This is a genomic window from Nostoc sp. (assembly GCF_036917815.1).
Lineage (GTDB): Bacteria > Cyanobacteriota > Cyanobacteriia > Cyanobacteriales > Nostocaceae > Nostoc.
This window is the reverse complement of record NZ_JBALEK010000079.1, coordinates 47,729-62,399: the sequence shown is the minus strand read 5'-3', so window position 1 is coordinate 62,399 and position 14,671 is coordinate 47,729. Positions and strand designations below refer to the sequence as shown.

The window sequence follows — 14,671 nt, the reverse complement described above, 5'->3', positions numbered from 1 at the left end:
GGGGCATTAGTTATTCTCCTTGTCTCCCCCATCTCCCTCATCTCCCCCATCTCCCTCATCTCCCTCATCTCCCCACTCCCCACTCCCCACTCCCACCTAATACGGCGGATAAGCAAAATCATCTTCATCAGCATAAACGTAAGAGTTGGAAACTCCTGCCATTTCCAATTTAGGCGTTTCAGCTTTCACAGGTTCCTTCCCAAAATCTTTGTATTCTTCAAAAATCTTGCAAATCATTGCAGACTCAAGAGAATCGGAAGCAATTAAGTATTCTGTTAAAGTCCCTACCGTGGGATGTTTGTAGTCTACAGTTGAAGCTACCAAAACTGTATTTGGTTCAATACCTCTTTCTTCACACTCAATTATCGGGCAAAAAATCCCGTGAGCATGGAACAAAGGACCTTTTGGTGTCAAAGGTTGCTTGCGGTAGATAGCATAAGCTTTTTCTAGTTCAGCAACGAATCCACTAACTACTTTGCCTTGTTGATATTCGCAGTAGGTTTTGCTGAAACTCGCTCCGGCGACACCATTAAGAGTTAGTTGTAGTGGTGATTCATGTAAAAACTTTTGATTCTCTCCCACTATAAAAATCAGATAGCGAGTAAAAATTTTAAATTTCAGTTTGTCGGCTAAAAAAGCATCATAATTCTCTTTGAGCGTACCCAGTTTTAGACCACTTTCCCGATCTTTAACAGACAATGGTCCCCGACGCACTAGAACCAAGCGTGGAGTAGTGGTAATAAAGACAGTTTCGACTCCAGAGCTAAATTCATGCTCCACTTGCTGCCAATTATCATCTGGCACAAAGCCGACAGCATTGGCATTATCTAATTTAATCGCCAAACCGTGGGATTGCATACCATCTGTGCCATACCGAGGATTAATCATCTGACACCAAGGGATGACTTGAGAAGGCGGTGCATTGAATTTCTCGTCTTCAAAGTCGAAATTAGCAGATGCTTTCATCGTTTTAGGCTATCAAAGTGTTTTATTGAACAAGTTTATCGGCAGAAGGGCAAACGTGCCGTCAAACTGGCGTATCCCACCTTTGTACAGTTTTAACAGAGATCCCTATTTTTTCGGCAAATTCACTAGGTTTATACATCAGACATTTGTCAGTATATGACTATGATTCTACAGGTTTATCTAGTAAATTGTTAACTTATACCAATTTTTTATGAAGCTGCATAGAATTCGATCCCCCCGAGCAAGCCTTAATAAGGGGGGAACCGGAAAAACATCTATCAAAGTCCCCCAATTTATCGGGGGATTTAGGGGGATCAAGATATGTGCAACTTCACATTAAATTGGTATTAGGATAAACTCATGGAAACAGTGCTGGGTACTCAGGATTTATTGCTCAACGAAGAGGCAGGGGGCAGGGGGCAGGGAGCGGGGGGAAATGACCCCTGACTCCTGCCTAGTTTGCGGAGCGGAACATGTTCTTACGTCCCCCACTTCTGCTAAGTGGTTCTCGTATTGGAGGGGTCGAATCCCTTTTCTGTTCTATCCCCCTTGCTCCCTGCTCCCTGCCCCTTTTCCTCTTTCTCAATATTATTTTGGTGAACTCAAAGCAGCGAGAGTCTTTAAATCAGGCACTTCTAAATCAGGTTGACTTACTGCTGCTACTGTGGTAAAAATTCCTTTCTGGTCTGCTCGACGGTTCACCCAGACTGTAGATAGTCCTAGAGATTTAGCTGTAACAATATCATGATATACACTAGCCGCAACGTGTAATATCTGCTCTAGCGGTAAATCAATTCGTTCAATAGCCAGTCTGAAGTTGTTTAAGGAGGGTTTGTAGCTTTTTGCCTGTTCTGCTGTGATTATCTGGTCAAATTCTACCTCCAAGTGCTTTGCCGAGAAAGCAAAGAGATCGTCATCTACGTTTGAGATAATTACCAACTGAAACTTTTGCTTTAAAGCTCTAAGTGCCTCAACTGTATCGGGGAAAGGCAGCCAATGCTGAATCGAATCAGCAAGCAAATTGAGTTCGTTACCAGTTGACTCAAAGCCAAATCGTTCACCAAATTTCTGGACTACTCTCTTCAAAACTTCTCGATATTTGATATATTCTCCTTCTTCCAGTTCTGCTTCAAATTCAGCAAAAAGTTCCAGAATTTGATCGTCATCCAAATTAGTGTTGTGTACCCGCAGAAGTGGCTTTAGCACCCCTAAGATGCCATTTTCCCAATCAATCAGGGTTCCGTAACAATCGAAAGTTAAAGCCTTATACTGATTGAAATCAATCACCTTTTTATACTCCCAAACTTGATTAATTCGGAATTGGATACTGGGTACTGGTTTATAAATGATATGTGAAAAATCAAGATTTGATACTCTAAGATCAACTTTTCACCCCTTTTAACTCACCTCGATAACCCAAGTTACCTTGGCAGAATACCTATTTCCATCGTTGTGATTAGATTCATAATTGAAGCTTAATTGCAATCAATTTAGTATTAACAATGTTAAAGCAAGCCTTAACCTAAATTTGTACTAACTTTAACTCAACCTTTGCTTACGCTGTATGCCTTAGTAAGAAGATTGTGTAGTAACTATGGTAAAATACTGTATCCCAATCGGGTTTTAGATGTATTGATACCATTAACCCAGAGCTAGAAGTCAAATTGGAGGTTCTTACGAGTTGCTGTTTACTGCATTAAGGATCGGAGATTGATGAAACTGCAACTGATCCAATTACATCTACTCTGAGCAAAATTAACTGGAGCGTAGACCCATGAAACACAGAGATGCTGCTTGCATAGTGGAAAGCTAGGTATCTACGCCGACAGCATGACATTTGCATATTTTCTGTGGAGTTTTCTTAACTATTCTTGAGGAGTACAAATGCTTGAGGCTATCGCTGTTGCTTGGTTATTACTGTTTTTTGGTGATTTTCTATCTACATTCTTTTACCACGTACCCGAGCACGTTTTTGGTAGCCTTCATTTAAAAACGCACCACTCCTGGAAGAAGGACTTTCGCCACTACGCTATTTTGACTTTTAATCCCCAGGTTCTTTTAGATGGGATCTTGGGAGCTTTGCCTTATGTACTCATAGCAGTAGTCTTGTGGTCTTTCTCTCCCATTGGCGTGATTTCTGGATTACTGCTTGGTCAGTTTCATGTATGGTGGAGACACATCAGCGTACTGGGTTGGCAAACTCCAAAGCCGATAAATATTTTATGCCAAATTCTATTTGTTACTACTCCTGAAAGGCATTGGTTACATCATCACAAAACTAATTTAGGCTTCGGTGATATTTTCACCTTCTTTGAACAACCTGCCCAAATGTGGTTACGCTGGCTTCGGCTACTCAGAATTCGTTTTCGCTACTCTCGAATCTAACTGAAGCTACTGCTTACCTAAATATTTTTTAAAAGTAGGAAAATCAGCTGCGATCGCAGCTGATTTTCTTACACTATATGGGATTATTCCACTAACTTTTCACGTTATGTGGAAAAGCTAACGATTGACCTAACCCCCTTCCCGACACGGGAATGGGAAAAATTCCAAGTCTCTCTCCTTAAAGGACTACGGTGTACACACAGAGTAAAGCCTTATCAAGTTAGGTTTTTAAGACTTGTGTGTACACCGTAGCCTTAAAGGAAGAGAGAAATAGAAGTGAAATTTTCCAGATGCCGTGAAAAGTCAGATTATTCCAGTCTCAGAAATGCGCTCACCCACATACTCAAAAAAGCTGATGACAATTTCCGAGTAGTAGCAACAAAAGATATCAATTGACCATAGATTTAAGTCTATACCTTTCTCTAATTATAAAATATTTACTTATAGGTTTTCTAAAAATAATCAACCAGTAAGAGACTTGCAAAGACCTAAGAATGTCTCTGGCAGGGAGTTTAAAGGTATCTGCTACCGCTCAACTTCGCTGTTATATCGTTAATGTTTTTGGGAAAACTAGTCTTAATTAGTAAATTATTATATCCCTAGATTTTTATGACAATTCCTCTCTTTTCTGGAGATGCTAGGCGTAACTTGCTTATCCGAAGGGGTACGGATAGCTACGGTGAAGAAGGCAGGAGGACATTCGGCGAGCGCTCAGTCGAGCCGCAGGACTTCGGCGTGAGCGCTACTTTTCTGCGAGACACTACGCGAACGACAACGATTAGTACAAGTCAGTCGAAGGCTGCCCACTCCACAAGATGTCTAATTTATTTCTTGGAAGTTTCTAATAAAATTAACAACTCGGTTAGCTTGAATGTGGTCAATTTGCAACCTGCTCTAGATGAGGTGTTTCATGCCGGCAGTTAGCCTCAGAAAGATTCTTAACAAAAAAGAGTTGCCATCTCTCCTTCATAACTTAGTCTACCAGTTCAACATCGCCATTGATATTGAACTGGTAGACGGTACGAAACTAATTAGTATTGGGGAGCAAACTGCCGAAAACCGATATCCAATCGAGGTGTCAGGAGAAATCATCGGTTGGGTTGTTGGGGGAGAACAGGCGACTATACTTGCAACTTTGCTCTCGTTTCTAGCAAAGCAGGAAGCTGAGAAAAAAGAACTCGCCAAAGAATTACTGGAGCGATACCAAGAAATTGATTTGTTTCAGGATATCTCGACTCAACTCACAACAAGTTTAGATCCGCGACAGATTGCCCAACTTGTGCTTCAGGAATTGAGTCAATTAATTGAATCATCTGCGGGGATGATTCTGCTGCTGAGTCCAGATGCAACTGCCTTTGAAATCATTGCCGAATTTGGAGTGTTTTTTGACCACAGTCAGCCGGAACCGGGGAAGGGAATTATTGGCAACATTGTGCAATCCAACCGGGCAGAACTCGTCAACGATGTGCAAGCCGATCCTCGATTGGATGGGCAAAAAAACGTGAGTGCAATGATTTGTGTACCATTGCGAGCCAAGGGGCGGGTACTGGGAGCGATCGCCATTGGAGCGCCCAAAACCGACTCATACAAGGCTGAACACCTAAAACTTGTGAGTATCTTTGCCTCCCAAACAGCGATCGCCATTGATAAAGCTGTGCTTTATGAACAAAGTACTCAAGCAGCACTCCAAGCAAAAGCCCAGACACAGAGGCTTCAGCAAGCTCTCCATGAGTTGCAATTAGCCCAAACTCAGTTAATCCAAAGCGAAAAAATGTCTAGTTTAGGACAACTCATTGCCGGAGTTGCCCACGAAATCAATAACCCCGTTAACTTTATTTGCGGCAATTTAAGGTATGTTGCCGAATACGCCCACGATTTGCTATACCTGTTGGCAAAGTATCAGAAATTTCTACCTGTTGCTCCTCCAGAACTGGAATCAGAGTTAGACAATATCGACCTGGAATTTATTATGCAGGATCTTCCCAAACTGCTAGATTCCATGAAACTGGGTACAAGTCGCATCGTCGAAATTGTCCAATCCCTAAAAAACTTCTCCCGCCATGACGAAGCCGAGATGAAAGCCGTCAACATCCACGATGGCATCGACGGAACGCTAATGATTCTTCACCATCGCCTGAAAGCAGATGTTCGTCGTCCAGCAATTGAAATCATTAAAGACTATACAAAACTTCCCCTGATTGAATGCTACCCCGGACAGTTGAATCAGGTATTTATGAACATCCTGGCAAATGCTATTGATGCGTTGGAAGAGTCATTAGTCATTAGTCATACCCTGCGGCAAGGCGTTCGCGTAGCGTCTCGTAGAGAAGCGTCTACGTCATTGGCATCAAAGGAATCAGAAAGAACAAATGATCAAGGAGAAATGACAATCCCAAGCATTACCATTCGCACTCAAGCCCTGGACAAAGAGTGGGTTGTGATTCGTATTGCCGACAATGGCCCAGGCATGAAGGAAGAGGTAATTCGCCGCATTTACGATCCGTTCTTCACCACGAAAGATATTGGTAAGGGAACCGGGTTAGGTATGGCAATCAGCTACAAAATTGTTGTAGACAAACATGGGGGAATGCTCAAGTGTCGTTCTAAACCGGGTGAAGGGACAGAATTCTGGATTCAGATTCCATTCAATTGTGCATTGGTGGATGCTACTGAAGAACAGAATTACACCTCTGCCTCGCCAACTCCGACAACAAATACTGACGGCTTCATTCCATCAACACCTCCAATGCTCAAACCGACGGATTTGCTAATCCGCCATACTCAACTGATCCAGCGACTCTCACAGCACAATCCAGATGTGGAGGCTGCATCAGCCGATCAAATTTACCAGATGTTCCAACGCCACCCAATTTCCTTAAAGCTTTACGCCACTTTGTTGTCTTGGTTCTGTTGTTCTAACCCTACCCAAATACGTCACTAAAGAAACCTTAACTATGTTTAAGCAATTTGATGAATATAACAGTCAGCTATTTGAACAATGTCCTATTGGGCTAGTACTATGCCGAATAGATGGGACGCTAATTAACATTAATTCTGCCTATGCTGCCATTTTGGGGCGCACTGTTCCAGAAACTCTGAATCTGTGCGATCGCCAGATTACCCCTGAAAACTATGCCACCGTTGACCGATCTAGCCTAGAGAACCTAGAAAAAACTGGTCGCTACGGCCCTTATGAGAAAGAGATAATCCACAAAGACGGGCATTTGGTTCCAGTTAGAATCTCTGGACTGATGATTGAGAAAGATGGAGAGCAACTAATTTGGTGTAGTGTGGAGGACATCAGCGACCTTCGACACGCCCAGCAAGAACGCCAACATACTGAACAAATTCTGAAACAGAGTGAAGCCCGATACCGCTCTCTGGTAACAGCTACTGCACAAATTGTTTGGGTAAGCACACCAGAAGGAATTTGTTTTGAAATGGTAAGTTGGGTAGCCTATACAGGTCAAACTCTAGCTGAAACGGAAAATGGGGGCTGGATTAATGCCGTTCATCCTGACGATCGCGATCGCACCACCCTTGTCTGGGGTACAGCCGTGACAAACCTCAGCCTCTATGAAGTTGAATACCGGATTCGTAGCAAAGACGGCAGCTACCGCCACTTCTTTGTTTGTGGTGCCCCCGTCCTAGCAGAAGACGGCAGCATCCGCGAGTGGGTTGGCACCTGCACCGATATTCACGATCGCAAGGTAGCAGAACAAACTCTGCAACAGAGGGAAGAACGGTTTCGCTCTCTGGTGACTACGATCTCACAAATTGTCTGGGTATGCACAGCAGAAGGACTGGCGGTGAGCAGTGAAATGCTCACCTGGATGGCGTACACGGGTAAGAGTGCAGCCGAAGTTGAGGGCTGGGGCTGGATTGACACCATTCATCCCGACGATCGCGATCGCACAGCCCAAGCCTGGAATGCAGCCGTGGTCAGCCAGAGCCTCTATCAAAACGAATACCGGCTGCGTGGCAAGGATGGCAGCTACCGCCACTTTTCTGTCTGCGGTGCCCCCGTCATGCAAGCAGACGGTAGTATCCGCGAGTGGATTGGCACCTGCACCGATATTCACGATCGCAAGGTAGCAGAACAAACTCTGCAACAGAGCGAAGAACGGTTTCGCTCTCTGGTGACTGCCACCTCACAACTTGTCTGGGTGGCTACCCCTGATGGACTGGCCGTGAGCAGTGAAATGCTCATCTGGATGGTGTACACGGGTCAGAGTGAAGCCGAAGTTGAGGGCTTGGGCTGGATTGATGCCATTCATCCTGACGATCGTGATCGCACAGCCCTTGCCTGGAGTAATGCTCTGGCGATGAATCAAAGCCTCTTTCAAACCGAATACCGGCTGCGTGGCAAGGATGGCAGCTATCGCCACTTTGCTATCTGTGGTGCCCCCGTCGTGCAAGCAGACGGTAGCATCCGCGAGTGGATTGGCACCTGCACTGATATTCACGATCGCAAGCTAGCAGAAGCGGAAAATCAACGGTTGATGAATATGTTAAATCATTCCAGTGATGCCGTCATTGTCCGTGACTCCGCCGACAAAATCACTTACTGGAGTCAGGGGGCAGAACGGCTCTACGGCTGGAAGTGTGAAGAAGTGAAAAACCAAGACATCACTCACAATCTGCTACACACAATCTTTCCAAAACCCCTAAAGGAAATCCAGACAGAGTGTTTACAGCAGGGCACTTGGGAAGGGGAACTGCAACACCTCACCCGCGACGGTAGATATATTATTGTCCAGAGTCGCTGGACAATGCAACTGGATGCATCCGGTCAACGCTGCGCCACACTGGAAATTAATACCGATATTACTGCTCGTAAACAAGCAGAAGTCGCTCTGCGGCAACTGAATCAAGAACTAGAAACCAGAGTTTTAGAGCGGACGGCTGCTCTGCAAAATACCTTAGCAGAAACACAGGGATTAAATGCCATTCTAGATAACTTAGCAGATGGTTTGTTGGTGGCAGACACCGCAGGACAAATTACCCACTTCAATCCTGCCTTTTTAGCCATGTATGAATTGACAGCTACTGACCTCAACGGTCACTACCGAGAACTGTCGGTATCTGGTTTAGCAGAACTAGTTGCACAAACTCAGTCTCATCCCGGAGAGGTGTTCTCTGCCGAAGTTGAACTGACGAAGGAACGCATTGGTCAGGCAGTGGCAACTGCCATTTTCAAAAAGACAACAGATCGAGAACCCGCTATCTGCTTCGGTTCGGCGCTGCTGATTCGGGATGTGACGGCAGAAAAGGAGATTGACAAGATGAAGACTGACTTCATCTCCACCGTTTCCCATGAACTGCGAACGCCTCTGACTTCCGTTCTGGGTTTTGCGTCGATCATTAAAGAAAAGCTAGAAACCGATGTGTTCCCAATACTTCCTGCTGAAGACCGTAAGCTTCAGAAAACCATCAAGCGGGTGAGTGACAATCTCAATATTATTGTGTCGGAAGCAGAACGGCTGACATCTTTGATTAACGATGTTCTGGACATCGCCAAGATGGAAGCAGGTAAGGTGGAATGGCAGATGCAGCCCATTGATCCTAGCGAATTACTCGATTGGGCAACCAATTCCACAGCCTCGTTGTTTCAAACCAATGGCTTGCAGTTGGTCAGCGAGATTGAACCTGGACTGCCTCAGATATTAGGCGATCGCAACCGTCTGCTGCAAGTTTTAATCAACCTGATTTCCAATGCCGTTAAGTTTACCGAATTTGGTTGTGTCACCTGCCGCGTCAAACAAGAAAACGAAGGTGTTTGCATCAGCGTCATCGACACAGGCATTGGTATTGCACCTGAAGACCAGCCGAAAGTATTCGAGAAATTCCGCCAAGTTGGTGATACCCTCACCGACAAACCCAAAGGCACTGGTTTAGGATTGCCCATCTGTAAACAAATCGTCGATCATCACGGCGGTAGAATCTGGGTTGAGAGTGAAGCAGGTAACGGCAGCGTATTCTCGTTCATCATTCCTACCTACGCCAGCGATCAAAAAACCACTGCTAATCTGAATCTGGATACGCTAGTCAAACAACTCAAAGAACACGTCATCACCACAAAAACTGTGCTGAACGAAAACCGTAAAACCATTTTAGTTGTGGATGACGACGCTAACATTCGGGAACTGCTTCGTCAACAACTGGAAAACGAAGGCTACAACGTTCGGGAAGGAAGGGATGGGGTGGATGCAATTCATCAAATTAAAACAGCCCGTCCCGATCTGATTCTCTTGGACGTGATGATGCCCCAAATCAACGGCTTTGACGTGGCAGCCGTCCTCAAAAATGATCCCCAGACCGCAGACATTCCGATCATTATTCTGTCAATTATTGAAAACAAAGAACGAGGCTACCATATTGGCATTGATCGCTATCTCACCAAGCCCATTAACACAGAAAAACTCCTCAACGAAATAGGCTCACTGCTTTACCAGGGCACTTCTAGTAAAAAGGTATTGGTTGTAGATAAAAATGCATCAGCCTTAAAAACCCTATCGGATGTATTACAAGCTCAGGGATACAACGTAATTGAAGCCTCCAATCCCCAAGAATGCATCAATAAAGCCCTTTCAGCCAAACCTGACATGATCATCATCGATTCTATCTTTTCTCAAGAAGGCGATTTGGTGAAAACCTTAAGGTTCGAGAAGGAGTTGGAAAATGTATTCTTTATTATGCTATCTGAATAGTAATTTGGGGAATAGGGAATAGGGAATGGGGAGGGAGATGAGGGAGTAAATTCTTCCCAATCCCCAATCCCCACTTGCCCAATGCCCACTTGCCCAATGCCCAATCCCCAATGCCCAATCCCCAATCCTTATGACCCAGAAAATTCTCATTGTTGACGATGAACCCAATATCTTGATTTTGATGGAACAAGCCCTAGAAGCATTAGAAGACGAGGGTGTTGAACTTCTAACTGCTAGAAATGGAGAAGAAGCTCTGGAAACTATTAAAGCTGAAAAACCAAATCTAGTTTTTCTTGATGTGATGATGCCTAAAATGAACGGTCTGCAAGTCTGCCACATTGTTAAACACGACCTGCAAATGACCGAGATCTACATTGTGATATTAACAGCTAAAGGACAGGAATTTGATAAACAAAAAGGAATTGAGGTTGGTGCAGATTTATATCTCACGAAACCATTCCGCCCCAAAGAAGTACTTGAAAAATCAATGCAGGTGTTGGGTTTTTGAGGAAAGTGCTGAATGCTTTTCACTTGCTTTGGCAGCACTTGAAACAATCGGCACAAATCTGGTTAAGCTTAAGCTTCGTTAATGGATCAACGGTTCACAGTACTCATATCAGGATAGCGCTCACCTGCTGCTACACCTTTTGGTGCAACTGCTTCCAGTCGATTCAACTCTTGTTCAGTCAGGGTAATTTCGGTAGCTGCAATATTCTCCTCCAAGTAGGTACGGCGTTTTGTACCAGGAATTGGCACAATATCTTCTCCTTGAGCGAATAGCCATGCTAGTGCAAGTTGACTTGAAGTTACTCCTTTTTCGGTGGCGATCGCCTTTACTTGCTCGACTAATTGTAGGTTCTTATAAAAATTCTCACCTTGAAAGCGAGGAGCATTTCGGCGATAGTCATCAGGTGCCAGATCATCAGGGCTGGCGATCGCACCTGATAAAAACCCTCTTCCTAATGGGCTATAGGCAACAAACCCAATTCCTAATTCCCGCACAGTAGGTAAAATTTCATCCTCTGGCTCTCGACTCCAAAGAGAGTATTCTGTTTGGAGTGCTGCAATGGGGTGAACTGCCACAGCCCGCCGAATCGTAGCAGGAGCAGCCTCTGAAAGCCCTAAATAACGGACTTTTCCCAGCTTTACTAACTCTGCCATTGCTCCTACAGTATCTTCAATGGGTACGGTTGAATCTACCCGATGTTGATAATAGAGGTCAATTACTTCTACTCCCAGACGTTTTAGTGAGGCGTCGCAAGCTTCATGGACATATTCGGGTTTACCACTAATCCCTTTCCAACCACCATCTTCAGTACGGACATTGCCAAATTTGGTTGCTAACACTACTTGATCTCGGCGATCTTTAATAGCTCTGCCTACTAGTTGCTCATTAGTAAAAGGCCCATACATATCAGCAGTATCAAGAAAATTAACTCCAAGTTCCAATGCTCGATGAATTGTAGCGATCGCCTCAATTTCATCACGCCCACTATAGAACTCAGACATTCCCATACAACCAAGTCCGATAGTTGAAACTTCTAACCCAAGTTTCCCTAGTTTTCTGGTTTTCATCAAATAATCTCCTAGTCAGTAATTGGTCAGAAAAAATCAGGTCTTTTAGCTAAAACTTCAGTTGCCTCACACTCCTAAAAGTGAGTGTGAGATGCCAGACGCCTGCGACGGGAAACCCGTCTACAGCGCTGGCTCATGAATGTGCGGGAGTGGAGAGAGATAGTAATTAATTGTTTTGGCTACGCCAAAAAACATTAATTACTATTGTTCTGCCATGACCCATATTCATTATATTTCTTCAGACAAATACCACAATCAATGGTATTATAAAAAAGTACAGACAAAGCCGAAAATGCTGGTCGTACACTGAACCTAGACAATCTACAATATGGGGTTCCATTCAAGAATAGACATTTTTGTGTCGTCTCCGTGAATGGGTAAAATTCTAGCGGTACTAAGGTAGAACATACTTTTTAGTACTTGTTAAAAGTCTGCGGAGGGGCATCTCGTGGACTCAAAATAAAGCTCAGTTAATGTCCGACGGGATACCGGGAGTCACTGAGAAGCCTACACTGTATGCTTGCATCAGTGTAGGAGTATGTCACCATTATCCCTTTCCCTATCACCCAGTCATCTACACTTAGAAGTATTTCCTGATAAAAGTACTCACAATAAATTATAAATTTGGTGGTCAACTTTCGTAGTGGAGAGTAAAGATTAAGTATTGTGTTCTTGCATTGTTAGTCAACGCTTGATATCTCAGTTAAAAGAATGACTCTACCATCAGGATCAGTAACACTAGCACGCCGTTCACTATTTTTAACTTTTGACGATATTTTAGATTTTATCCCCAACTCTTCTAACTTACATAATGTCTTTTCGAGAGATGTCACATTAAATCCAAGCATTGATTCTGCACCAAATATTTGTTTATTTTCTAGATTCACTAAAGTTCCTTGGTATGGATATATCTCTAGTACAATGTTTCCCAAGTTACATGCATGATGAACTAAGTTAGACGAACCATGTTGTTCCTCTATAAATTCCATACCAAGAGCAGAATAGAATGATAATGTCCTCTCAAGATTCATGGTACGAATAACAATGAATGAGAGGGATATTGTGTTTATATATTTCATTTTATCTACGGATATTTTTCTTTTAATCCACGGATAATTGATTTTTATCTACATATTCTAAACCTGAGACAATCCGAACTCCTTTTTCACGCATAGTTTCTTTGATATCATGATATAGAATATCATCAGAAACTAGCAAAACCCGTTTATCTTTTGTGTTTACAATTAAATATCTTGGTTCTTTTTCTGAAGGTGAAGCATTGAATTTTAATAGTGCCCAATCAGAGTCCGAGCCATCCCAAAGATATGAAAATTCTTCTAAATTTTTAGGTAGGGACTGCACGAAACATTTCTGTTCAAAATCCAAAATTCGCTTAATTTACTCAGCACTTAGACATCGACCGAATTTAAATATGCGTTATCGAGAACCCTTGTAAGGGACTTCCAAATAAAAAATACCCAAAAAACTCTCTTCTCCTCATTTCTCTGTGTTGCGCCAGTTGCTTCTCCCAGGGGGAGACGCTACGCGTAGCAAGATCCCCGGAGGGGTACAAGTCTCTTAACCGCAAGGGCGCACTGGCAACTCTATTGTCTCTGTGGTTCGTTTATTTGAGTAATTTATTTCTTGGAAGTCCCTAAAGAGACTTAGCATTGCTACGTCTCCTTAGTCCTGACTAGACAATTGTGACTGTAAAGCTCTATAGCCAGCTAATGCTAGCTCTGCACTCCTTTCCATCTCCTGAGTGTACATGCCAAGGCTTGCAGCACCGTTACACTTTGCCCGATGCAGCAAAGCAGTTTGTGCCGCTTTCACATTGGCATCTTGTACTTTCCACAGTTCTAGTGCTGGTTGCTGCACAGCACGACCAAAAGAAAATGTCAATGGCCAAGGCAATTTTGAGCCAAACCGGACATGCATCTCATTAAGATGGGCAGTTGCTAATTCATTGCTTTGACCACCCGATAAAAATGCTACGCCCTGAACGGCAGTAGGAACCACATTCAACAGGCATTTCACCGTAGCTTCTGCGACTTCGGGGACACTGGCTTGCTGGGGACAATCTTTGCCGGAAATTACCATATTAGGCTTGAGAATAATTTGCTCCAAAACTACCCCTTGCAAGTGGAGTTGATCAAAGACAGTTCCTAAGATTTCCTCAGTTACAACATAGCAACGTTTAAGAGTATGGTTGCCATCCATCAAAACTTCAGGTTCGACAATAGGAACAAGTCCACCTTGTTGACAAAGCAGTGCATAGCGAGCTAAAGCCTGGGCGTTGGCCTCAATACAATCACGACTAGGAATTTCCTTGCCAATAGTGATGACAGCCCGCCATTTAGCAAAACGCGCCCCCATTTTGACATATTCGGCAATGCGATTACTCAAATCATCTAGACCTTGTGTAATTTTTTCACCAGGGTGATTTGGTAAACCTTTCACACCAGTATCAACCTTAATGCCGACAATAATCCCCGCATCGTTCATCACCTTCACAAAAGGCGTTCCATCTTTTGTAGTTTGGCGGATTGTTTCATCATATAAAATAGCGCCATTGATATAGTTACCCAAACCAGGAGTAGTTAAAAGCAACTCCCGGTAAGTGCGGCGATTTTCCTCAGTTGGCGCGATTCCCAACTTCTCAAAGCGGTTGTTACAAGTATTGTTGCTCTCATCTATAGCCAAGATACCTTTACCAGGAGCAACCATCGCTTTAGCAGTAGCGATAAGTTTTAGTGAACTCATTATTTAAAACCTTTTAGCTCTAAAGGGTTGATTTTTTATTTGCAGATGCGATCGACAATAATTCGTAATTCGTAATTACCTTGTTCCTCTCTTTTCGCTTGGGTGCTACGGTGTACACATAAGTTTCTTAAACCGCACCTTAGTACACGATTGCATAAGTTCGTAACGATATATAAGAGGTTGTTTGAAAAGTGTTTCGCTGTGACTTTAGGCACTTTTAGATCCCCCCTAACCCCACTTAAAAAGGGGGGAACCGGAGTTAAAGTCCCCCT

At 43.6% G+C, this 14,671-nt stretch carries 11 protein-coding genes; 5 read left to right on the top strand and 6 right to left on the bottom strand.

The window, feature by feature from the left end; translation table 11 throughout:
- Positions 1–96 precede the first annotated feature (96 nt).
- Complete coding sequence (locus tag V7K97_RS24000; protein ID WP_334803489.1) at positions 97–966, bottom strand: DUF5895 domain-containing protein; 870 nt, start codon at positions 964–966, stop codon at positions 97–99.
- A 588-nt stretch (positions 967–1,554) separates the two neighbouring features.
- Positions 1,555–2,253, bottom strand: coding sequence for a haloacid dehalogenase type II (locus tag V7K97_RS23995; RefSeq protein WP_334803488.1), 699 nt, complete (start codon positions 2,251–2,253; stop codon positions 1,555–1,557).
- A gap of 597 nt (positions 2,254–2,850) precedes the next feature.
- Here V7K97_RS23995 and V7K97_RS23990 point away from each other — a divergent pair.
- The 5 genes from V7K97_RS23990 to V7K97_RS23970 all read left to right on the top strand — a co-directional run bounded on the left by V7K97_RS23990 (position 2,851) and on the right by V7K97_RS23970 (position 10,569).
- The gene (locus V7K97_RS23990; protein WP_334803487.1) at positions 2,851–3,351 is read left to right on the top strand and encodes a fatty acid hydroxylase; all 501 of its coding nucleotides are present in this window, start codon (positions 2,851–2,853) and stop codon (positions 3,349–3,351) included.
- Between the two features lie 609 nt (positions 3,352–3,960).
- A complete protein-coding gene (locus V7K97_RS23985; protein ID WP_334803486.1) occupies positions 3,961–4,275 on the top strand; it encodes a hypothetical protein in 315 nt (104 codons plus the stop codon).
- Entirely contained in the window at positions 4,262–6,292 is a 2,031-nt protein-coding gene (locus V7K97_RS23980; protein WP_334803485.1) for an ATP-binding protein, read from the top strand. The genes V7K97_RS23985 and V7K97_RS23980 overlap by 14 nt, the downstream gene beginning before the upstream one ends.
- 13 nt (positions 6,293–6,305) lie before the next feature.
- Positions 6,306–10,061 carry a PAS domain S-box protein gene (locus V7K97_RS23975; protein WP_334803484.1) on the top strand — a complete coding sequence of 1,252 codons (3,756 nt, stop codon included), beginning with the start codon at positions 6,306–6,308 and terminating at the stop codon, positions 10,059–10,061.
- Positions 10,062–10,191: 130 nt separating this feature from the next.
- Positions 10,192–10,569, top strand: a complete 378-nt coding sequence (locus tag V7K97_RS23970) for a response regulator transcription factor (protein ID WP_334803483.1) — start codon at positions 10,192–10,194, stop codon at positions 10,567–10,569.
- Positions 10,570–10,655: 86 nt separating this feature from the next.
- Here V7K97_RS23970 and V7K97_RS23965 read toward each other — a convergent pair whose 3' ends face one another.
- From V7K97_RS23965 to V7K97_RS23950, 4 genes are all read right to left on the bottom strand, one after another.
- Complete coding sequence (locus V7K97_RS23965; protein WP_334803482.1) at positions 10,656–11,636, bottom strand: aldo/keto reductase; 981 nt, start codon at positions 11,634–11,636, stop codon at positions 10,656–10,658.
- Positions 11,637–12,316: 680 nt separating this feature from the next.
- Complete coding sequence (locus tag V7K97_RS23960; RefSeq protein ID WP_334803481.1) at positions 12,317–12,715, bottom strand: VOC family protein; 399 nt, start codon at positions 12,713–12,715, stop codon at positions 12,317–12,319.
- Between the two features lie 22 nt (positions 12,716–12,737).
- Positions 12,738–12,998: a hypothetical protein gene (locus tag V7K97_RS23955; protein ID WP_334803480.1), complete on the bottom strand. Its 261-nt coding sequence runs from the start codon at positions 12,996–12,998 to the stop codon at positions 12,738–12,740.
- A gap of 321 nt (positions 12,999–13,319) precedes the next feature.
- Entirely contained in the window at positions 13,320–14,399 is a 1,080-nt protein-coding gene (locus V7K97_RS23950; RefSeq protein ID WP_334803479.1) for a class I fructose-bisphosphate aldolase, read from the bottom strand.
- Positions 14,400–14,671: the final 272 nt, after the last annotated feature.